General features: G+C 59.2%; 19 protein-coding genes and 4 pseudogenes. 21 read left to right on the forward strand and 2 right to left on the reverse strand.

Translation table 11 applies throughout. The annotated features are described in order from the left end of the window. The first annotated feature begins 42 nt into the window (after positions 1-42). From ispF to rpoS, 6 genes and pseudogenes are all read left to right on the forward strand, one after another. Positions 43-516, forward strand: a complete 474-nt coding sequence (ispF, locus tag LJU32_10245) for a 2-C-methyl-D-erythritol 2,4-cyclodiphosphate synthase (GenBank protein WKV90491.1) — start codon at positions 43-45, stop codon at positions 514-516. Then, positions 513-1,570, forward strand: a pseudogene (truD, locus tag LJU32_10250) (tRNA pseudouridine(13) synthase TruD). The gene ispF and the pseudogene truD overlap by 4 nt, the downstream one beginning before the upstream one ends. Then, positions 1,558-2,307: a 5'/3'-nucleotidase SurE gene (surE, locus tag LJU32_10255; GenBank protein ID WKV90492.1), complete on the forward strand. Its 750-nt coding sequence runs from the start codon at positions 1,558-1,560 to the stop codon at positions 2,305-2,307. Before truD ends, surE begins: the two are co-directional and overlap by 13 nt. Positions 2,308-2,345: 38 nt before the next feature. Further along, the gene (locus LJU32_10260; protein ID WKV91078.1) at positions 2,346-2,981 is read left to right on the forward strand and encodes a protein-L-isoaspartate(D-aspartate) O-methyltransferase; all 636 of its coding nucleotides are present in this window, start codon (positions 2,346-2,348) and stop codon (positions 2,979-2,981) included. Positions 2,982-3,193: 212 nt separating this feature from the next. Continuing rightward, positions 3,194-4,063 carry a peptidoglycan DD-metalloendopeptidase family protein gene (locus LJU32_10265; GenBank protein WKV90493.1) on the forward strand — a complete coding sequence of 290 codons (870 nt, stop codon included), beginning with the start codon at positions 3,194-3,196 and terminating at the stop codon, positions 4,061-4,063. A gap of 106 nt (positions 4,064-4,169) precedes the next feature. Then, positions 4,170-5,176 (forward strand): annotated as a pseudogene (gene rpoS, locus LJU32_10270) (RNA polymerase sigma factor RpoS). A 531-nt stretch (positions 5,177-5,707) separates the two neighbouring features. On the opposite strand, the gene LJU32_10275 reads toward rpoS, so the two are convergent. Both LJU32_10275 and mutS read right to left on the reverse strand, forming a co-directional pair. Then, the gene (locus LJU32_10275) at positions 5,708-6,031 is read right to left on the reverse strand and encodes a ferredoxin family protein (GenBank protein WKV90494.1); all 324 of its coding nucleotides are present in this window, start codon (positions 6,029-6,031) and stop codon (positions 5,708-5,710) included. Positions 6,032-6,194: 163 nt separating this feature from the next. Beyond that, positions 6,195-8,777 carry a DNA mismatch repair protein MutS gene (mutS, locus tag LJU32_10280; GenBank protein ID WKV90495.1) on the reverse strand — a complete coding sequence of 861 codons (2,583 nt, stop codon included), beginning with the start codon at positions 8,775-8,777 and terminating at the stop codon, positions 6,195-6,197. 202 nt (positions 8,778-8,979) lie between these two features. Between mutS and LJU32_10285 the strand changes: the two are divergent. The 15 genes and pseudogenes from LJU32_10285 to LJU32_10355 all read left to right on the forward strand — a co-directional run bounded on the left by LJU32_10285 (position 8,980) and on the right by LJU32_10355 (position 20,408). Further along, positions 8,980-9,722, forward strand: a pseudogene (locus LJU32_10285) (helix-turn-helix domain-containing protein). Positions 9,723-10,237: 515 nt separating this feature from the next. Then, positions 10,238-10,654 carry a phage tail assembly chaperone gene (locus LJU32_10290; protein WKV90496.1) on the forward strand — a complete coding sequence of 139 codons (417 nt, stop codon included), beginning with the start codon at positions 10,238-10,240 and terminating at the stop codon, positions 10,652-10,654. A gap of 130 nt (positions 10,655-10,784) precedes the next feature. After that, positions 10,785-11,189, forward strand: coding sequence for a tail fiber assembly protein (locus LJU32_10295; GenBank protein WKV90497.1), 405 nt, complete (start codon positions 10,785-10,787; stop codon positions 11,187-11,189). Between the two features lie 138 nt (positions 11,190-11,327). Continuing rightward, positions 11,328-11,666: a pyocin R2, holin gene (locus LJU32_10300; protein WKV90498.1), complete on the forward strand. Its 339-nt coding sequence runs from the start codon at positions 11,328-11,330 to the stop codon at positions 11,664-11,666. 70 nt (positions 11,667-11,736) lie between these two features. Next, on the forward strand, positions 11,737-12,258 hold the full coding sequence (locus tag LJU32_10305; GenBank protein WKV90499.1) for a hypothetical protein: 522 nt from the start codon (positions 11,737-11,739) through the stop codon (positions 12,256-12,258). A 3-nt stretch (positions 12,259-12,261) separates the two neighbouring features. Beyond that, complete coding sequence (locus LJU32_10310) at positions 12,262-12,870, forward strand: phage baseplate assembly protein V (protein WKV90500.1); 609 nt, start codon at positions 12,262-12,264, stop codon at positions 12,868-12,870. A gap of 14 nt (positions 12,871-12,884) precedes the next feature. Further along, positions 12,885-13,217 (forward strand): phage baseplate protein, encoded by a 333-nt coding sequence (locus LJU32_10315; protein ID WKV90501.1) that lies wholly within the window; start codon positions 12,885-12,887, stop codon positions 13,215-13,217. Beyond that, positions 13,214-14,209, forward strand: coding sequence for a baseplate J/gp47 family protein (locus LJU32_10320; protein WKV90502.1), 996 nt, complete (start codon positions 13,214-13,216; stop codon positions 14,207-14,209). The genes LJU32_10315 and LJU32_10320 overlap by 4 nt, the downstream gene beginning before the upstream one ends. Then, positions 14,206-14,841 (forward strand): phage tail protein I, encoded by a 636-nt coding sequence (locus tag LJU32_10325; protein WKV90503.1) that lies wholly within the window; start codon positions 14,206-14,208, stop codon positions 14,839-14,841. The genes LJU32_10320 and LJU32_10325 overlap by 4 nt, the downstream gene beginning before the upstream one ends. Next, the gene (locus LJU32_10330) at positions 14,842-17,265 is read left to right on the forward strand and encodes a phage tail protein (GenBank protein ID WKV90504.1); all 2,424 of its coding nucleotides are present in this window, start codon (positions 14,842-14,844) and stop codon (positions 17,263-17,265) included. 13 nt (positions 17,266-17,278) lie between these two features. Next, a complete protein-coding gene (locus tag LJU32_10335) occupies positions 17,279-17,707 on the forward strand; it encodes a phage tail assembly chaperone (protein WKV90505.1) in 429 nt (142 codons plus the stop codon). Positions 17,708-17,808: 101 nt separating this feature from the next. Beyond that, complete coding sequence (locus LJU32_10340) at positions 17,809-17,994, forward strand: hypothetical protein (GenBank protein ID WKV90506.1); 186 nt, start codon at positions 17,809-17,811, stop codon at positions 17,992-17,994. 2 nt (positions 17,995-17,996) lie between these two features. Next, positions 17,997-19,163, forward strand: coding sequence for a phage tail protein (locus LJU32_10345; GenBank protein ID WKV90507.1), 1,167 nt, complete (start codon positions 17,997-17,999; stop codon positions 19,161-19,163). Continuing rightward, a complete protein-coding gene (locus LJU32_10350; GenBank protein ID WKV90508.1) occupies positions 19,163-19,669 on the forward strand; it encodes a phage major tail tube protein in 507 nt (168 codons plus the stop codon). Before LJU32_10345 ends, LJU32_10350 begins: the two co-directional genes overlap by 1 nt. A 158-nt stretch (positions 19,670-19,827) precedes the next feature. After that, positions 19,828-20,408: pseudogene (locus tag LJU32_10355) on the forward strand (phage tail assembly protein). Positions 20,409-20,519: the final 111 nt, after the last annotated feature.

Below are 20,519 nucleotides of genomic sequence, written 5' to 3' on the forward strand. Positions count from 1 at the left end.
GCAGGTAGAATCACGCCCTGACAAAAATCGGGGCGTTTTTTTATGCGTATTGGCCACGGCTACGATGTGCACCGTTTCGCTGAAGGCGATTTCATTACTCTGGGCGGCGTGCAGATTGCACACGGCTTCGGGCTGCTCGCTCATTCCGACGGTGACGTCCTGCTGCACGCCTTGAGCGACGCCTTGCTCGGCGCGGCGGCGCTGGGTGATATCGGCAAACACTTTCCGGACACCGACCCGCAATTCAAGGGCGCCGACAGCCGTGTGCTGTTGCGTCATGTGGTCAGTCTGATCCACGCCAAGGGCTGGAAAGTCGGCAACGTCGACAACACCATCGTTGCCCAGGCGCCAAAAATGGCGCCGCATATCGAATCGATGCGCGCGCTGATCGCGGCGGATCTTCAAGTTGAGTTGGATCAAGTGAACGTCAAAGCTACCACCACCGAAAAGCTTGGCTTTGTCGGTCGCGAAGAAGGCATCGCCGTGCACTCCGTTGCCTTGTTGCTGCGCGCATGAATGAACTGCAATTGCTCGGCCCGCGGGCCTATGGCGAAGCGCTTGGTACCGCAGTACTGAAAGCCATTGCCGAAGACTTTCAGGTCGATGAAGTGCTGGATATCCCGTTCAGCGGTGACGGCGAACACCTGTGGATCTGGGTCGAAAAACGCGGTCTGAATACCGAAGAAGCGGCCCGTCGAATCGCCAAGGCGGCGGGTGTGCCGTTGCGCACCGTCAGCTATGCCGGCCTGAAAGACCGTCAGGCCCTGACACGACAGTGGTTCAGCGTGCAACTGCCGGGCAAGGCCGACCCGGATCTGACGGCGGCGGAAAACGACACGCTGAAGATCCTCAAGACCACGCGCCATAAGCGCAAGCTGCAACGCGGTGCGCATTCGGCCAACGGTTTCACCCTGCGCCTGACGCAATTCAATGGCGACAAAGACGCGCTTGAACAACGCCTGCAACTGATCGCCAAGCAGGGCATTCCCAATTATTTCGGCGCCCAGCGTTTCGGCCATGACGGCGGTAACGTTGTCGACGCGCGTTCGTGGGCGGCGCGCAAGGCTTTGCCGGAACAGCGCAATGTGCGCTCGCGCCTGCTGTCGACGGCGCGCAGCTTTCTGTTCAACCAGGTGCTGGCGGCGCGCGTCGCCGATGGCACCTGGAACACCGCGCTGGTTGGCGATCTGCTGGCCTTCACCGACAGCCGCAGTTTTTCCCCGCCGGTGAAACCGAATGCAGCGACCCGCGTCTGGCGATTCTCGACCTGCACCCGACCGGTCCGCAGTGGGGCGAAGGTGACTCGCCGGCTGCTGGTGCTGTCCATGAACTGGAGCAGGCGATCGCCACCCGCGAAGCGGAGCTGCGCGACTGGTTGATCCACGCCGGCATGAGCCATGAACGTCGCATCCTGCGGCTGCCCATTGGCGGGTTGACGTGGCATTATCCCCAACCTGACATTCTGCAACTGGAATTCGTCCTCCCGGCCGGATGCTTCGCCACCGTATTGGTGCGCGAGCTCGTTGATCTGGTGCCGGTGGGGCAGACGGACAGCCCATGCGTATTCTGATTTCTAACGACGATGGGGTCACCGCGCCCGGTCTCGCCGCGCTTTATGCTGCGCTGGCGGATTACACCGAATGCGTGGTTATCGCCCCGGAGCAGGACAAAAGCGGCGCCAGCAGTTCGCTGACGCTCGACCGTCCGCTGCACCCGCAATACTTGGCCAACGGCTTTATCAGCCTCAACGGCACGCCGACCGATTGCATTCACCTGGGCCTTAACGGCTTGCTTGAACGCGAAGCGGACATGGTGGTTTCCGGCATTAATCTGGGCGCCAATCTTGGTGACGACGTGCTGTATTCCGGGACCGTAGCGGCAGCCCTTGAAGGACGATTTCTCCAGCGCCCATCGTTTGCCTTCTCACTGGTCTCGCGTCAGGTGGATAACCTGCCGACTGCGGCCTACTTTGCGCGCAAACTGGTCGAGGCCCACGCCGGGCTCGATCTGCCACCGCGCACGGTACTCAACGTGAACATCCCCAATTTGCCCATCGATCACATTCGCGGCATTCAGTTGACCCGCCTCGGCCACCGCGCTCGCGCGGCAGCCCCGATGAAAGTGGTCGATCCGCGTGGCAAGGCCGGATACTGGATTGCCGCTGCCGGCGACGCTGAAGATGGCGGCCCGGGCACCGACTTTCATGCCGTGATGCAGGGCTATGTGTCCATCACGCCGTTGCAGCTCGACCGCACCTTCAATGAAGCTTTCAGAAGCCTGGATGGCTGGCTGGGAGGGCTGAGCTGATGCGTGAACATGACGACCGCCTGCGCAGCGGCATTGGCATGACCTCCCAACGCACCCGTGAGCGACTGATCCAGCGTCTGTATGAAGAAGGCGTGTCCAACGCCAAAGTGCTGGAAGTGATCCGCCGCACCCCGCGTCACCTGTTTGTCGACGAGGCGCTGGCGCACCGCGCTTACGAAGACACCGCGCTGCCTATCGGCAACAACCAGACCATTTCCCAGCCTTACATGGTTGCGCGCATGAGCGAGCTGCTGCTGGAAGCGGGTCCGCTGGATAAAGTGCTGGAGATCGGCACGGGCTCCGGCTACCAGACGGCCGTGTTGTCGCAATTGGTTGAGCGGGTGTTTTCCGTCGAGCGCATCAAGGTGCTGCAGGATCGCGCCAAGGAGCGTCTGGTCGAGTTGAACCTGCGTAACGTGGTGTTTCGCTGGGGCGATGGCTGGGAAGGCTGGCCGGCGCTGGCGCCCTACAACGGCATCATCGTTACCGCCGTGGCGACCGATGTGCCACAGGCCTTGCTTGATCAATTGGCTCCTGGTGGACGCATGGTGATTCCAGTCGGCTCCGGTGAAGTGCAGCAACTGATGCTGATCGTGCGCGAAGAACATGGCTTTTCCCGACACGTTTTGGGCGCTGTACGTTTCGTGCCTTTGCTCAACGGGCCACTGGCCTGAGCATTTGTAAACAGGCGCTGAATTCCTTTCAACGGCGCCGGTCTTACACCGGCAGCCAGGTTTTAAACGCAGCGTATTTGCCACTGGCAAACGTGTGCGCCCGGTGATTTCGCTTCATTAAAGGTAAAGCCGGTTCGGCCCGTTATACTTGCGACACCTCATGCCGCAGTGCGGCATTCAGAATTTTCAGCCACCACAAAAGGGAGCGGCGGGTGAGTCTCACAGTCATTGCGCAGCGTATGGGTAACACGAGCTTTCAGCGCCTGGTGACTGGCCTTGTCTTGAGCACCTTGCTGGTCGGTTGCTCCAGCACCAAATCGAGCAACGTGCGGGTTGTCGATCGCAACAATGCGGTGGCACAACGTCCTACCGTAACCACCGGGCAGTATGTAGTCCGTCCTGGCGATACCTTGTTTTCGATCGCCTTTCGTTACGGCTGGGACTACAAAACCCTCGCCGCGCGGAACAACATTCCTACGCCGTATACGATCCATCCGGGTCAGACAATTCGCTTCGACGGGCGCAGCGGTTCAACGCCGACAGCGGTGGTGAGCAACGCCAGTTCTTCACCTTCTTCGTCGAGTAAAACCACGGTAATCCGGCGCCAGGCGAATGGCACCACAACCACTACAACCACCGGTTCCAAAGGGGTTGTACCGTCCGTCGCGAGCAAACCTGCGCCCGCGCCACTGCCTCCGGCAGGCCCGGCCCCGACCGGCTGGGGATGGCCATCTAATGGCGTTCTGATTGGAAAATTCTCTTCAAACGGTAGTTTGAATAAAGGAATTGATATCGCCGGAGATTTGGGACAGCCTGTTTTAGCTGCGTCTGATGGGACGGTCGTATACGCCGGGAGTGGCTTAAGGGGCTACGGCGAATTGGTCATCATCAAACACAGCGAAACCTACGTCAGTGCTTACGGACATAACCGCAGGCTGTTGGTTCGGGAGGGGCAGCAGGTCAAGGTCGGACAGACAATTGCCGAAATGGGGTCAACGGGTACAGACCGGGTGAAACTGCATTTTGAGATTCGCCGCCAAGGTAAACCTGTGGATCCGCTGCAGTTCCTGCCAAGACGTTGATTTGAAGGCCAGCCTGTTCCGTCGCGTAGAGGGGACAGGCTCCAGCGTTGCCAAGGATAAAGGCGTCGCTTGAGCTTGGGGTCGAACTCACCAAAGGACTATAACAATGGCTCTCAGTAAAGAAGTGCCGGAGTTTGACATCGACGATGAGGTTCTCCTTATGGAGACCGGCATCGATTCGGACTCGATGTTGAATGATGAAGGGGCTGCTCCACCTTCCGTTCGTTCCAAATCCAGACACTCCGCCACACTCAAACAACATAAATACATCGACTACACTCGGGCACTTGATGCCACGCAGCTGTATCTCAACGAAATCGGCTTTTCCCTCTGCTGTCCCCGGAAGAAGAAGTTCATTTTGCGCGCTTGTCGCAAAGTGGCGATCCGGCCGGGCGCAAGCGCATGATCGAAAGTAACCTGCGGCTGGTGGTCAAGATCGCCCGGCGTTACGTTAATCGGGGGCTGTCGCTGCTGGATCTGATTGAAGAGGGCAACCTCGGCCTGATCCGCGCGGTGGAAAAGTTCGATCCCGAGCGCGGCTTCCGCTTCTCAACCTACGCCACCTGGTGGATCCGTCAGACCATCGAACGCGCGATCATGAATCAGACCCGGACCATCCGGCTGCCGATTCATGTGGTCAAGGAGCTCAACGTGTACCTGCGGGCCGCACGCGAGCTGACGCAAAAACTCGATCACGAACCTTCACCCGAAGAAATCGCCAACCTGCTGGAAAAACCGGTGGGCGAGGTCAAGCGCATGCTCGGCCTGAACGAACGGGTTTCTTCGGTCGACGTCTCGCTGGGTCCGGATTCGGATAAAACCCTGCTGGACACCCTCACTGATGATCGTCCAACGGATCCGTGCGAACTGCTGCAGGATGACGACCTGTCGCAGAGCATCGATCAATGGCTGTCGGAACTGACCGACAAGCAGCGCGAGGTGGTGATCCGCCGCTTTGGCCTGCGCGGCCACGAAAGCAGCACGCTTGAGGACGTAGGCCTGGAGATCGGTCTGACCCGCGAGCGGGTACGGCAGATCCAGGTGGAGGGCCTAAAGCGCCTTCGCGAGATCCTGGAGAAGAATGGCCTGTCGAGCGAGTCGCTGTTTCAGTAAGCGCCTGATCGACCGCCCGCAAAAAGCCCCGGCTGATTTGATCAGTCGGGGCTTTTTGTTTATGCCTGTCTCGTGCATCGGGGCTGGCAGGCGAGGTGCCAGACGAGCGGTCAGCATTTTCTGAGTTTGTAGTCTCGCGCTGTAAGCCTTTGCTTACTGTGTCGTAAGTGTTCGCTATTTTTACACTTCGGAGGAAGGCGATTGCACTCGTTGCCAAACGGTAACTTTCTGATTTTGCAGAAAATTTTTCAGTTGTTATGTCTTTATGTCAGCGTAGTCATGCACCTGAGCCTGATTGCTCCGCTGCGGAAACTCTCTAATATCAGGGCTGTGTCGACGGACAGACACGCCCTTCACGGAAGAGGGGAACGGACATCGCAGGAGGCGATTCATCAGGACGATGAAAAGGAATACAGGGAATAGGGAAAAATGTGGGCGGGTCATACCGCCCCTTTTTTCGCCTGCAGAAAAGTACAACCTGCACAAAGCAAAAAGGCCCGCAAGGGGCCTTTTTAGTCGACGCGAGGCAGATCAGCGTTCGAGGTCAGCAATTTTACCGGTCTTGCCATCCCACTCTTCAGCGCCCGGCAACGGATCTTTCTTCTCTGTAATATTCGGCCAGATATCCGCCAGCTCGGCATTGAGCTCGATGAAGTTTTCCATGCCGCTTGGGATCTCGTCTTCCGAGAAGATCGCCACAGCCGGGCATTCAGGTTCACACAGCGCGCAATCGATGCACTCGTCCGGGTGAATCACCAGGAAGTTCGGGCCTTCGTAAAAGCAGTCCACCGGACAGACTTCTACGCAGTCGGTGTACTTGCACTTGATGCAGTTGTCGGTGACGACGAAGGTCATTTCTAATTTTCTCCTCAGGCGGCGGCAGCGTTGCCCCTTCACGGTTGGGGTCGCCAGGTTCGGGAGCGATACCTGCTGACCAGGCTATGAGCCAGCAGCATCCCGAACCGCGCGAGATTCTAACAGCTTGAAGCGATTTGCGTTATATCCGCTTCTTCAGTGCTTATATCCGGTTCTTCAGTGCATAGAGCATTTCCAGCGCACGGCGTGGCGTCATATCGTCCAGATCCACTTTCGCCAATTCGTCGAGTACCGGATGCGGCAGCGAGGCGAACATATCGCTTTGCTGCGGTATCGACGGTTTGCCCTTGGCCGCCGGTTTCGGCGCCTCGTGGGGCAGGGCAGTGTCTTCCAGGCGACTCAGATGCTCACGCGCGCGCAGGATCACTTCGCTCGGCACACCCGCCAGTTGCGCCACTGCCAGGCCGTAGCTCTGGCTGGCCGGCCCAGGCAGAACGTGGTGCAGAAACACGATGCGTTCGTTGTGCTCGGTAGCGTTCAGGTGCACGTTGGCTACCAGAGGTTCGGCTTCCGGCAGCACGGTCAGTTCAAAATAGTGCGTGGCGAACAAGGTGTAGGCGCGCAGGTGAGCCAAGCGCTCGGCCGCCGCCCACGCCAGCGACAGACCGTCAAAGGTGCTGGTGCCGCGCCCGACTTCGTCCATCAGCACCAGACTGCGCTCGGTAGCGTTATGCAGGATATTGGCGGTTTCGCTCATCTCGACCATGAAGGTCGAACGACCGCCGGCCAGATCATCGCTTGAACCGATACGGGTGAAGATGCGGTCGACCAGCGACAACTCACAACTGGCGGCCGGCACGAAACTACCGATATGCGCCAGCAGCACGATCAAAGCGGTTTGCCGCATGTAAGTGGATTTACCGCCCATGTTCGGCCCGGTGATCACCAGCATGCGCGTGTTGTCATCCAGGCTCAGATCGTTGGCCACGAACGGCGTGGTCAGCACTTGCTCGACCACCGGGTGACGCCCCTGAGTGATGCGCATGCACGGCTCGCTGACGAAACGCGGGCAGTTCAGGTCAAGATTCAGCGCGCGCTCGGCAAGGTTGCTCAGCACGTCCAGCTCGGCCAGTGCGCTGGCAGTGTCCTGCAGCGGTGGCAGTTGGCTGATCAAGTCTTCGAGCAGCGCTTCGTAAAGCATCTTTTCCCGAGCCAGCGCGCGACTCTTGGCCGACAGTGCTTTGTCTTCGAACTCTTTCAGCTCGGGCGTGATAAACCGCTCGGCGCCCTTCAGCGTCTGCCGGCGGATGTAGTCCGCTGGCGCCGATTCAGCCTGCTTGCTCGGCAATTCGATGAAATAGCCATGGATGCGGTTGTAGCCGACTTTCAGATTGGCCAGACCGGTACGTGCTTTTTCGCGGGCTTCGAGATCGATAAGGAACTGGCCGGCGTTTTCGCTCAGTGATTGCAGTTCGTCGAGTTCGCTGTCGTAACCGGTTTTCAAAACGCCGCCGTCACGGATCACCGCCGGCGGGTTATCGATAATGGCTTTTGCCAGCAGCGCCGCCAGTTCCGGGTAGGTGCTGGTGGTGGCCGCCAGATGCTGCAGGTGCGGCGCTTCCAGATCGGTCATCGCCACTTGCAGTTCTGGCAGCGCGCCGAGGGCGTCACGCAGACGCGCAAGGTCACGCGGTCGCGCATTGCGCAGACCGATCCGCGCCAGGATCCGTTCGATGTCGCCGATTTCCTTGAGCTGCGGTTGCAGCTTTTCGAAGCGATAACCGTCGAGCAGGCAACGGATTGAGGTCTGGCGGGCCAGCAGCACGGTGAGATCGCGCAGCGGCCGGTTCAGCCAACGAGTCAGCAATCGGCTGCCCATGGCGGTCTGGCAGCGATCGACCACCGATTGCAGGGTGTTGTCGCGGCCACCGGCCAGGTTGGTGTCCAACTCGAGATTGCGCCGGCTGGCGCCGTCGAGCACCACGGTGTCATCGAGACGTTCGTGACGCAGGCTGCGCAAGTGAGGCAGGGCGGTGCGCTGGGTTTCCTTGGCGTAGGCCAACAGGCAACCGGCAGCGCCAATGGCCAGGGTCAGGTTTTCGCAGCCGAAGCCTTTCAGGTCTTGGGTGGAAAACTGCTGGCAGAGACTTTTCAACGCAGAGTCACGCTCGAAGTCCCACGGCGCACGACGACGCACGCCACGGCGTTTTTCCGCCGGCAGGTCTTTCGGCCAGTCATCCGGGATCAGTAGCTCAACCGGATTCACGCGCTCCAGCTCGGCCAGCAGGTTTTCCCAGCCTTTGATTTCGAGCACAGTGAAGTTGCCGCTGGTGATGTCCAGCACCGCCAGACCAAAAAGACGCTCGTCGCCCAGCACTGCAGCAATAAGGTTATCGCGACGCTCATCGAGCAGCGCTTCATCGCTGACCGTCCCCGGCGTGATGATCCGCACCACTTGGCGTTCAACCGGGCCTTTGCTGGTGGCCGGGTCGCCGACCTGCTCGCAAATCACCACCGACTCGCCGAGCTTGACCAGTTTCGCCAGGTAACCTTCCGCCGCATGGTAAGGAATCCCACACATCGGAATCGCCTGACCCGCCGACTGCCCGCGCGCGGTCAGGGTGATGTCTAGCAACTTGGCGGCTTTCTTCGCATCTTCGTAGAAGATTTCGTAGAAATCGCCCATGCGATAGAACATCAGCTGATCTGGGTGCTGATTCTTCAGGCGCCAGTATTGCTGCATCATCGGAGTGTGGGAGGACAGGTCGGAGACGGCTTTATTCATCGGATTGTCGGGCAACTCGTTAAAAGATGTAGGGCAAAGCGCGGGCAGTGGCCGGGCTTTTCCGCGATGGGCGCAAGGTTACCATGGGCAGTCAGCCCGACGCAGGCACTGCGGTCGGGAGAGCGTTTACTTGCAGTGAAAAGTTGATCCATGCACGATTTATGCAAATCAGCATTTGTCTTCGCGAAAAACTTCAAGCACTATGCGCGTTATGCAAAAACGCAACGTTTCGTCCGTCTTAAGAGCACTGCTCGACCAGCACGGGATCTCCCCACGGAGCTCCACCGTCGCACCGGCGTGCCTCAATCCACGCTCTCGCGGATTCTCAGCGGGAAGATTGTCGATCCTTCGGATAAACATATCTCGAAGATCGCCGAGTATTTCAACGTCAGCACCGATCAGTTGCGCGGGCGCGCGGATGTCACGCCAAGGACCGGCGGCACTCGCGCTGACGTGCATGCGGAACTCAAGGACATAAGCCTGTGGGACGACGACACGCCCGTCGATGACGACGAGGTGTCGGTGCCCTTTCTACGTGAGGTTGAATTGGCTGCTGGATCAGGAAGATTCGTCATCGAAGAGAGCGAACGCTCCAGCCTGCGCTTCGGCAAGCGCAGCCTGCGCCACAACGGCGTGCAGTTCGACCAGGCCAAGTGTGTGACCGTACGTGGCAACAGCATGTTACCGGTCCTGCGCGATGGTGCGACTGTCGGCGTCAACGCCGGCAAGTGCGGTATCGGCGACATCATCGATGGCGACCTGTATGCGATCAATCACAACGGCCAGTTGCGCGTTAAACAACTCTATCGCCTGCCCACCGGCATCCGTCTGCGCAGCTTCAATCGCGACGAGCATCCGGACGAGGACTACAGCTTCCAGGAAATCCAGGAAGAGCAGATCGTCATCCTCGGTCACGTCTTCTGGTGGGGCATGTACGCCCGCTAACTCTCGTTCATCCAACTGAAACCTGCCCCTCGGCAGGTTTTTTCGCCTGCAGAAATCTCCCCACCCCTTGGCCCGCTTGGGTTTCATGCGCAAGCGCAAATTTAATGCATAAATAAATGCATTTACGCATTGACTGTATATGCATCCATGCATATTCTTGCCACCAAGCCGCTCGACAAAGCGGCTGGCAAGACAAGCTCTTTAGTTTCACAAGAACAGGCAGCGATGAACCGGCCTCAACGGTTCAGAGGGTTGGCAACTGACCCGGGTGTGCAGCGTAAAGCACCAGAAGCAGTTATCCGGCGGGCAGGGACCGCGGTCGGAAAAACAATCTGAATGGACTCGTACCGCGCCAGTAGCGCCGAAAAGTCAGCTTCCTTCTCGAACACAGGATTGAAGGAAGGCGAAGGAGCGCATTACTGAAAAGCCCGGTGTACAAGCGCCGGGCTTTTTGGAATGCCTACCGGGCAGAAACTGAAACGCCGGGATGCCGGCACTCAATAAGGATGATGAGCATGAAGAAATACGCACGTGTTGTCGCTGGCAAAGTAGACAACATTTTTGAAACCGCGAACCCGATCACCGATGAGTTTCCGGCGGATCAAGTCTGGGTGGATGTCAGCGCATTGCCCAAGATCGATTATTCCTGGAACGCGGTGAACACCGACGGCGTCTGGACATTTACTGATAGCGATATGTGGGGGCAACCGTCCATGTTGGCTATTCAAATGCGTAACGAAAGAATGACTCGTTTCGACAAAGTCAACTTCACCCTGGCATCGTCGGCACTGGTGCAAAAAGTCGAGCTGGGGCTGGCAACACCTGCTGAAGAGGCCGCACTGCTGGCCTACAAGCAGTTCTTCATCGCGATGAGCCAAGTCAACAAACAGCCGGGCTATCCACTGGGCGTCATTTGGCCTGAAGTGCCATAAGCGACGCTTGGCGCATCCGCAATATTGAAATGCGCAGTGCATTACTAAAGCCTGGCCTTGTTGCCGGGCTTTTAAATACCTGCCAGTTGCACGGCGATATTCCTGCCAAAGAGTAAATGAGGAAGACCCAATGAGTCTTTATGCATTGGTTGAATACAACCGAGTTGTCCAGTTGAAAGAAAGTGAAGTGATTCTTGAACCACCCGCTTCGCCAACCTCGGTTTGGGTTGATGTAACCGGCAGTACGGATATTCGGGTGGGTTGGAGCGCAACCTTCAATGGGGTCTGGACCTTCTCTGCACCGACCGAAGAAGAGCTGCGAAACGAAGCCGAACAGCAGAAGTGGCAATTGCTGAATGGGGCCGCCAACTGGTTACTGATGAACTCGCTGCAGTTCAAAGTCGACGTCGGCGTCGCCACCAGCGACGACCAGGCTCGGCTGTTGGCCCACAAGCAATACTGCATCGCCCTCAGCGAAATCGATCAGCAGTCTGGTTATCCGGCGAACATCGCGTGGCCAGTCGCACCTTACTGATTCCAACTCGAGTAATCGATCGGCGGGACCGCATTGCTGAAAAGCCTGGCGCAAGGCCGGGCTTTTGGAATGCCTGCCTGAAGAGACATTATTTGAACTCAATTCCCATCTATCACCCACTGCCCACGGAGGCGTGACATGACAAACGAGCAACAAGCGTTGGCGGACATGCCGATCTGGCTGGTCATCCTCCTCGCCGTCGTCGGCGGGGTGTCCGGCGAAATGTGGCGTGCCGACAAGGAGGGTGCCCGCGGCTGGTCACTGGTACGGCGGCTGGCCCTGCGCTCCGGTGCCTGCATGATCTGCGGCGTGTCGGCGATCATGCTGCTGTATGCCGCCGGCATGTCGATCTGGGCCGCTGGTGCGTTTGGCTGCCTGACCGCCATGGCCGGCGCCGACGTCGCCATCGGCCTTTACGAACGCTGGGCGGCCAAGCGCATCGGCGTCTGCGAAGTACCGCCGCGCGACCAGCCTTAACCCTGAATATTTTCCGTGCCGCCATGTTGGCGGCAGGGCTGCGCGTGGACGAATGAAAAGGAGGTCATGTATGCCCACACCGATCCAGCAGCCGTCGCAACTGTTTACAGCCATCGCGACGACACTGCGCAACACCGCCGGTCTCAACCTCAATGTCGGCGGTCCCGATGACTTCACTGCGGCGGGCGATCAGGCCTGGATACTGATCGACTTTGACCGAAACGCGTCCGGCGTGCGCGCCGCAGATGGGCGTATCGCTCATGTAATGACGTTGTCACTGCAAGTCGTGCCGGCGCTTTCTGCGACCGCATTTACGACATGCGACCTGATCGCTGTGCTGAAAAACCTGATCACCGACAACCGCTGGGGATTGCCCGGCGATCAATGCGATCTGCCCACGAATATCGATGGATTGCCCTCGTTGCTCATTCGCGGCGATCAGCCATACAAAGCCTGGACCCTGACCTTCGAGCAGACCCTCTACCTCGGTCCGACCCTGCTCGATGATCCGCTGGGCGTGCCCAAATTTGCCCGCACCTGGGAGGTCAGCAATATCGACGATCCCGAGCAATACACCGCGCTGGAGGGTTGACCGATGTTCGACGCATTACTGCGTATGCAGCTCGGCCCGATCATTGAGCGTCTGGCGGAAATGGAAGCGGAAATCGAAGACCTGCATCGCCGTGCCGAGAGTTTCTGTCGTATTGGTATCTGTCAATCGGTCGATGCGGCTAGCAACACTTGCCAGGTCAGCCATGGCGGATTGCTCACGCCGGCGATCAAGTTTTTCAACCCCAGCGCCGGTGCGCAAAGCGAATCGCGAATCCCGACGGTGGGCGAGCAGTGCCTGCTGTTCAACTATGGCAGCGGTGAAAGCGGTGCGCAGAGCGTGGCGTTGTTCGGTTTGAACAGTGACCGTTTCCCAGCGGCCTCGACCGTACCGACGCTGACCCGTCGGGTGCATGGCGACGGCAGCGAAAGCGGTTACGACGATGCCACTCACACCTTGCACTGGCAAAACGGCCCGGCCGCGTTCAACGGTTCTCGCGAGTCGCTCCAGTTCAGCATCGGCCCGGCGCGACTGGCCATGACTCCGCAGTTGATCACCCTGCAACTGGGCGCCGTCGGCCTGAGTATTGACGCCTCGGGCGTGCATTTCAGCGGCCCCTTGGTCGATCACCAGGGCCGCGTCATCAGCCCCTGATTCAAGAGCCTCCCATGATCGGAATCGATAGAGAAAGCGGGGCCACGGTCGACGACTGGCTGCAGTTTGTGCAGCGCGCGACCCGGGCCCTGACCACGCCGCTGGGCACCCGGCAAAAACGCCCTTTGTATGGATCGCTGATCCCCACGCTGCTCGGGCAGAACCTCGGTGACGACGTTCTGCTTCTGGCGCAGAGCCACGCCGCGCAAGCGTTCTACAACTCGCAAAACGGTATCGATGATTTTCAGCCGCAAGTGATTGTTGCCAGTCGCCACGGCGACGGCCTGCTGCTGCGATTTGCCGGCACCTGGAAAAACCGCCAACAAACTTTCGAGGTGGCGACATGAGCATGCTTATCCCGGGCCAGAATCAGCTGGCCGAACCCGCGCTGATCACAGTCGAAGCGTTTGAAGATCTGCTCGCCGAGTTCAAGACTTTCGTCATCGAATACGTGGGTGCTCGTTCGCCGACCAGCGCCGAAAAACTCAAGACCAGTCTGGAAAACGAAAGCGAATTGCTCACCCTCGCGCTGGAAGCGTTCTGCGTGCGCCTGCAAACCCATGAGCGCAAATACAATGCGCGCATCAAGCAGATGCTGGCGTGGTGGGCGACTGGCAGCAATCTGGATGCGCGGCTGGCGGACATGGGCTTGGAGCGGCAATTGATCGATCCCGGCGACCCGGCGGCATTTCCGCCGGTGCCGGCGATTTATGAAAGTGATGACGACGCTCGGCTGCGTTATTACCTGGCACCTCATGCACCGGCGGCTGGTTCGCGGATGCAGTATCGCCGTGAGGTATTCACCCTCGGCGAGCGGCCCACGGTGCAGGTCGAGTCCACTGATTCCGGCGTGGTAAACGTCACCTACACCTTCGATCCCGACGGCCTCGCCGCGCAGGTCAAGGATGGCAATGGGCGGCGCACTGCGCCGGGCGAGGTGCAGGTCACCGTGCTTTCGCGAGAAGGCGATGGCACACCTTCCGAAGCATTGCTCGACGGCGTCCGTCAGCATTTCGCCCGACCGGATGTGCGCCCGGAAACCGACCTTGTCACCGTCAAGGCTGCCGAGATCCAGCGGTACAAAATCCGCGTCATTGCCAAGATCAATTCCGGCCCCGATTCGGGCCTGACCAAGGTCGCGGCGCAAGCGCAATTGCAGGCTTACGCCGACAGTTGTCATCGCCTCGAAGGTCGGGTCGATCCGAGCTGGATCGACTACACGTTGCACAGCGCCGGCGCCGTGCAACTGCAGATTCTCGAACCGCTGACGCCGATCGTCACCACCGCATTTCAGGCGCCGTACTGCACGGCGGTCGAAGTCGAGGTGCTGACCCTATGAGTGAACCAACGCAACATCCGACACTGCTGCCGGCCAACAGCTCAGCCCTTGAGCGCGGGCTCGATCTGGGCTTTGGCGCCTTGCTCGATCGCATCGCGCCGCCGTTTCCCGAACTGATGAACCCCAGCGCCACCCCGGTGGCTTTCCTGCCTTACCTGGCGGCCGATCGCGGCGTCGCCGAATGGAGCAGCGATGCGCCGGAAGCGGAAAAACGCCTGACCGTCGAACTGGCCTGGCCCACTGCACGCCAGGCCGGCACTCGAAAAGCGCTGGAAAACGCCGCCAAGGGGTTGCAACTGCGCCCGGAAATCCGTGCCTGGTACGAACAGACACCGCCCGGCGTGCCGTACAGCTTTTCCGTACGAGCCTTCAGCGACCAACCCTACAGCGAAGAAATCGATGCACGTCTCGACCGCCGTCTGGCCGATGCCAAAAGCGAGCGGGACATTCTCTCGGTGTCGGTGGGCTTGAGCGCGTTTGGCAATCACGTCATCGGCGCCGCGACGTTCTGCGGCGAGCTGACTACGGTTTATCCGGTGTTCACCGAAGGCCTTGAAACCTCTGGCGAGGCGTTCATGGCCGCGGCTTTGTACACCGTCGAAACATCCACTATTTATCCTCAGGGGGCCTGAATGGCTGACTATTACACCCTGCTCACCAACGCAGGGATTGCCTACGAAACGGCGTGCAAGGCCGCAGGTACGCCGATCAAGCTGACGCAGATTTCCGTCGGCGACGGCAACGGCGCGGTCTACAACCCGGCCGCGACCGCCACCGCGCTGAAACGCGAAGTCTGGCGCGGGCCGCTCAATGCACTGTTCCAGGACGAGAAAAACCCGAGCTGGCTGCTCGCCGAAGTGACCATCCCGCCGGATGTCGGCGGCTGGTATGTGCGTGAAGCCGGCCTGTGGACCGACACCGGTATTCTCTACGCCATCGTCAAATACCCGGAGTCGTTCAAACCGGTGCTGGCGACGTCGGGCTCGGGCAAGGAGTTCTACATCCGCTCGATTTTCGAGACGAGCAATGCGTCGCTGGTGACGTTGTTGATTGATGACACGGTGGTCAAGGCCACGCGTGCCTGGGTCATGAGCTATCTGGCCGAAGAACTCGGCAAGCTCGATGGCAAGCAATCGGTGCGTGTTGCGGCGACTGGCAATGTCGTGTTGAACGGCGCGCAGCAGATTGATGGTGTGGCGGTAATCGCCGGCGACCGTGTGTTGCTGCCGAGCCAGACCTTGGCCAAGGACAACGGGCTGTGGATCGTTACCAACGGCGACTGGCAGCGCGCGACTGATGCCAACAGCAGCGCCAAAGTCACGCCGGGCCTGACGGTGATGGTCGAGGAGGGCTCGGCGAACGGGGATTCGCTGTGGCACCTGACCACCAACGCGCCGATTACGCTGGGCACTACGGCCCTGACCTTCAAGATGCTGGCCGGGCGAACCGGGATTGCTGCCGGGACTTACAAGAGTCTGACGGTTGATGAATATGGGCGCGCCACGGCCGGGGCCAATCCTGAAACGCTGGCCGGTTTTGGCATAAAGGATTCGTATACCAAGGCCGAAGTTGAAGCGCTGATTGCCAACGCCTCGGCGCTGCCGGTGGGGTCGATTGTGGCGTTCCCGGTTGATGCGCCACCGCCGGGGTTTCTGGAGCTGGATAACAGCGTCAAGAGCAGTGCGACTTACCCGGACTTGAGCGCCTATTTGGGTGGCAAGTTCAACAAGGGTGATGAGGGGGTTGGCAACTTTCGGCTGCCGGAAGCGCGTGGGGAGTTTTTGCGGGGTTGGGATCATGGGCGGGGAGTGGATGCTGGCCGCACTCTTGGCAGCACGCAAACCGATAACTTAAAGGCACACAGCCATTACCTTCCGACTGGTTCTGGCGGTGGGCAAGCGGTTGATCCTAATGGGGAAATACCGTCCGTAGTGTTAAAGGATACCGCCTCTGACTGGGCGCTACGTTCAACGTTCGGAGGCGACAACGCTGAGCTGTCCATCGGAAGCGTCAGGACTTACAACTACGGCTCCGCGACTGAAACCCGCCCCCGCAACATAGCCGTCATGTGGTGCATCAAGGCCTGGAATACCCCGGTCAATCAGGGAAACATCGACGTAGCAGCACTGGTCAAGGAGGTTTCGCGGCTTGGTTCTGCCGTGCCGGTCGGTGCTGTAATGGCCTTTCCTACAGGCATCGTCCCACCCGGATTTCTGGAACTGGATGGCAGCGTGCAGAGCACCGCTACTTATCCGGATCTGGCTGCTTACCTCGGTACGAAATTCAACAAGGGCGATGAGGGCGCAGGCAACTTCCGGTTGCCCGATTCGCGTGGGGAGTTTTTGCGTGGGTGGGATCATGGTCGCGGCGTAGATGCTGATCGAACCGTCGGTAGTTCCCAGAATCATCAATTTCAATCTCACTTGCATGCTCTCCGGCAAACAATGACCACGGCAGCAGCGTCCGGCTCTGGTCTGGCTCTTGCCATGAGCGGAGCCGGAACTGGCGCCAATTCGGATGTCCCGATAACCGGCAACGTGGGCAATGAAACGCGCCCGCGTAACTTGGCGGTGATGTGGTGCATCAAGGCCTGGAACGCGCCGGTCAATCAGGGAAGCATTGACATTGCGGCACTGACACCGCTCGCACAGCAATCGACTGAGTCCAATCAAGGTACTGCGAAACTGGCCACCCAGGCGCAGACCGATGCAGGCGCAGATGACAAAACCATCGTCACTCCGAAGAAGCTGCGCTGGGGCTTTTCCGTATCCAGGGAACGCACCGGTTATCTCATGCTGCCAAGCTGGTTGGGCGGCGTGATCATCCAGTGGGGGACGATCAATGCGATTGAGGCAGGCGGACAAGTAAGCGTCACCTTTCCGATAGCCTACCCAGTGGCTCAGGTGATGACACTGGTCGGAAACAGCTCTTCGACGGGCTCTACTTCAATCACCTCCACCCTATGCGTTATGTACGGTGGCCTTACGAAGTTCACTGTTTCTGCCATCGGCAGCAGCGGTCAACCGAACGGGCCATGGATTTCCGTTGGCTGGTAACAGGGAGATACCGATGTCTATTTTTTATGCCGCCTCAACTGGTGGCTTTTATGACGACGCTGTGCATGTTGCAATGCCCGACGATGCTGTTGAGATCACTGCAGAACTGCGCTCCGAGCTATTGGCGGGAGAGGCACAAGCTTTGGTAATCGATGCGAACGAAAACGGTCGACCGGTGCTTAAAATACCTGAATTGGACGGTCAGTCTCAGGCCAACCGCGAGCGCATCTGGCGTGATGGTGAGATCGAAAGGATCAAATGGTTGAGAGAGCGTCACCATGATGAAGTTGAAATGGCAAGCGCTACGACGTTGTCCGCTGAGCAATATGAAGCGCTATTGAACTATCTGAAATCACTGCGCGATTGGCCGCAGTCTGAGGGTTTTCCAGGCGAGCAGGCGCGGCCTGATCGACCTGCCTGGATCGCATCGCAAACTCGCTAGAACGTCCCGGCCCCGGGGCGTTTTCTATCCCTCTTAAAACACCCAACACCCGCCAAAGTCCCTCTCTCCGAGGGGCTTTCCCGTTTATGGAGAAACGAAAAATGGCAACCCGCCAAACCTACACCGTGCTCGTTCCATTCCCCACCGGCGGTGGGCATTGGTCGAGCGCTGGTCAAGAACTCGATCTGCTCGATGTCGAGGCCAGTGCCTTGCACTTTGCCGGTCGACTTGAACCGAAAACCCCTATCCCCCAGGCCAAAAAGGCCGCTGCCAAGAAGGCTGACTGAACATGGCTGAGGTTCTGAACTTCGAGCACAACGGCATTACCGTCAATGCCAGCGAATCCCCCGAGGCCATGGGTGGCCTGGGTGACAACGTCATCGGTCTGGTCGGCACCGCGCCGAAAGCCGATCCACTGATTCCGCGTAACGCGCCGTTCCGCATCAACAGCTTTACCACTCACGCGCTGCTCGACCCGACCGGGTCGGAAGAGGGCACGCTGTATCACGCGGTTTACCAGATCCTCAAAGTGGTCAAGGTGCCGGTGTACGTAGTCATCGTCGAGGCAGGCGCGACGCCGGCCGACACGGTCAACAATGTGATTGGCGGTGTCGAGCCGGCCACTGGCCGCAAGCTGGGTCTGGCGGCGCTGGGCAGTGTCCCGGAAGACCTGACCATCATCGGTGCGCCGGGCTTTACCGGCAGCAAAGCGGTGGCCGGTGAGTTCGCCGCGTTCGGCAAGCGCATCAAGGCCCGTGTGGTGCTGGACGGCAAGGATGTCTCGGTGGCCGATCAGGTGCTGTACAGCCAGGAACTCGGCGGCGCCGAGCTCGGTTTCGACCGTTGCCTGGTGGTGCACAACATGCCCGCCGTGTATTCGAAAGCGGCGAAGAAAAACGTCTTCCTGTCGCCGTCCAGTCTGGCGATTGCCGCGCTGGCCAAGGTCAAGCAGTGGGAGAGCCCTGGCAACCAGGTGACCTACGCCGAAGACGTCTCGCGCGTCGTCGAATACAACATTCTCGACACTTCCACCGAAGGCGATCTGCTCAACCGTTACGGCGTCAGCTACTACGCCCGCACCGTGCTTGGCGGCTTCTCGCTGCTGGGTAACCGCTCGGTCACCGGCAAGTTCATCAGCTACGTCGGCCTCGAAGACGCGATCAGCCGCAAGCTGGTCAAGGCCGGCCAGAAAGCCATGGCCAAGAACCTCACCAAATCCTTCATGGATCAGGAGGTCAAGCGCATCAACGACTGGCTGCAGACCCTGGTTGCCGACGAAACCATTCCCGGCGGCAGCGTCTATCTGCACCCGGAACTCAACAGCGTCGAGAAGTACAAGAACGGCACCTGGTACGTGGTCATCGACTACGGCCGCTACGCGCCGAACGAACACATGGTTTATCAACTCAACGCCCGCGATGAAATCATCGAGCAGTTCCTGGAGGACGTTCTCTAATGTTTACCAACCGCGTAAGACAGGCCATCGCGGCCACCCTGCAAGGCCTGCCGTTGTCGGCGACCGTTGAGGAATTCACCCCGCCGAAAATCGAATTCGACATGGAAGAGATGCGCGGCGGGCGCTTCATCGTCGAAGAAATGGCCAAGGGCGGCAAAGCGCTCGGCGCCAAGCTGACCCTGCAAGGCCTCGGCGCCGAAGTGCTGCTGGCGCTGGGCGTGAAGCTGGGCGACGACATCCTGCTGAACGTGCGCGAAGCCGGTCAGGATCAGGACGGCAACACTTGGTTCACCTACCACACCGTCGGCGGCCAGCTGAAATCCCTTGAGGAAACCGCAGTGAAAATGGGCGAGAAACCCAAGACCAACCTGGAACTGTCCTGCCGCACTTACAACCGCCTGGAAAACGGCGTGCCGGTGATCGACATCGACGTGCGCACGCAGAAATTCGTGCTCAACGGCGTCGACATCCTCGGTGATGCCCGGCGTGCGGTGTTGATGCCGTAAACCAGCAGCACGCCACACACAAAACCTGTGGGAGCGGGCTTGCCCGCGATAGCTGTGGGTCAATCAACTCAATGTTGGAAGTGCCGCCCTCATCGCGGGCAAGCCCGCTCCCACAAGGGATTTCAATAATTCCCAAAGAATCACCAAGGACTTCATACATGCCGTGGATGCCACCCCAACACGAACTGCTGTCGCCGATCACCGGCGATGACGGTTCGCAGATTGAAACGATCCAGCTCAAACCGCTGTTCTACGCCGCCCAGAAAGAAGCGCTGGAACGCGCTGGCGATGACGAAGACGATCAGTTTTTCGAGCTGGCGTTGCTCGCCACCGGCCTGTCGGTCAAGGAACTCGACCAGCTCAAACGCCCGGATTACGTGAGCATCGCGCAGTACGTCCATGAGATGTCCACCCGGCCGAGTTCGTACTTTCTCGAACAGGTCGAAGACGGGAAAATGTCTGTCGATCCAGACGAGATTCAACTGTTGCAACCGCTCGCCGTGACCGGCCGCACCGTGACGTCTCTGAGTCTGGAAATGCCCGTGCTGCGCGCCACCAAAGTGATGAAGAAACTGAAAACGGCGAAGGAACGCGCCGAATTCATCACTGCCCACTGCACCGGCCTGATGATCCCCGATCTGGCCCAGCTGACCGTCCCTGACTGGACGCAATTGCAGGTGCGCATTGATGATTTTTAAACCAGCCGGCGGCCTACTTTCGGAACGCGACATCGAAGTAATCCTCGATATCGTCCCGCTCATTTACTCGGTAAGTGAGGCGGAGATTCTGGAATGGGACGCCGAGAAGGCGTTGCGCCGCTACGACATAGCGATCACTCGCCTTGGCGTGA

Origin of the sequence: Pseudomonas sp. B21_DOA (assembly GCA_030544685.1) — a bacterium.
GTDB lineage: Bacteria > Pseudomonadota > Gammaproteobacteria > Pseudomonadales > Pseudomonadaceae > Aquipseudomonas > Aquipseudomonas fluorescens_AO.

Bases quoted from the DNA above. Each gene is read 5' to 3' on its own strand.
- LJU32_10315 (WKV90501.1), top strand. From the start codon at position 12,885: ATGATCGGAATCGATAGAGAAAGCGGGGCCACGGTCGACGACTGGCTG.
- surE (WKV90492.1), top strand. From the start codon at position 1,558: ATGCGTATTCTGATTTCTAACGACGATGGGGTCACCGCGCCCGGTCTC.
- LJU32_10320 (WKV90502.1), top strand. From the start codon at position 13,214: ATGAGCATGCTTATCCCGGGCCAGAATCAGCTGGCCGAACCCGCGCTG.
- LJU32_10310 (WKV90500.1), top strand. From the start codon at position 12,262: ATGTTCGACGCATTACTGCGTATGCAGCTCGGCCCGATCATTGAGCGT.
- LJU32_10305 (WKV90499.1), top strand. From the start codon at position 11,737: ATGCCCACACCGATCCAGCAGCCGTCGCAACTGTTTACAGCCATCGCG.
- ispF (WKV90491.1), top strand. From the start codon at position 43: ATGCGTATTGGCCACGGCTACGATGTGCACCGTTTCGCTGAAGGCGAT.
- LJU32_10295 (WKV90497.1), top strand. From the start codon at position 10,785: ATGAGTCTTTATGCATTGGTTGAATACAACCGAGTTGTCCAGTTGAAA.
- LJU32_10340 (WKV90506.1), top strand. From the start codon at position 17,809: ATGGCAACCCGCCAAACCTACACCGTGCTCGTTCCATTCCCCACCGGC.
- LJU32_10350 (WKV90508.1), top strand. From the start codon at position 19,163: ATGTTTACCAACCGCGTAAGACAGGCCATCGCGGCCACCCTGCAAGGC.
- LJU32_10290 (WKV90496.1), top strand. From the start codon at position 10,238: ATGAAGAAATACGCACGTGTTGTCGCTGGCAAAGTAGACAACATTTTT.
- LJU32_10275 (WKV90494.1), bottom strand. From the start codon at position 6,031: ATGACCTTCGTCGTCACCGACAACTGCATCAAGTGCAAGTACACCGAC.
- LJU32_10345 (WKV90507.1), top strand. From the start codon at position 17,997: ATGGCTGAGGTTCTGAACTTCGAGCACAACGGCATTACCGTCAATGCC.
- mutS (WKV90495.1), bottom strand. From the start codon at position 8,777: ATGAATAAAGCCGTCTCCGACCTGTCCTCCCACACTCCGATGATGCAG.
- LJU32_10335 (WKV90505.1), top strand. From the start codon at position 17,279: ATGTCTATTTTTTATGCCGCCTCAACTGGTGGCTTTTATGACGACGCT.
- LJU32_10260 (WKV91078.1), top strand. From the start codon at position 2,346: ATGACCTCCCAACGCACCCGTGAGCGACTGATCCAGCGTCTGTATGAA.
- LJU32_10330 (WKV90504.1), top strand. From the start codon at position 14,842: ATGGCTGACTATTACACCCTGCTCACCAACGCAGGGATTGCCTACGAA.
- LJU32_10300 (WKV90498.1), top strand. From the start codon at position 11,328: ATGACAAACGAGCAACAAGCGTTGGCGGACATGCCGATCTGGCTGGTC.
- LJU32_10325 (WKV90503.1), top strand. From the start codon at position 14,206: ATGAGTGAACCAACGCAACATCCGACACTGCTGCCGGCCAACAGCTCA.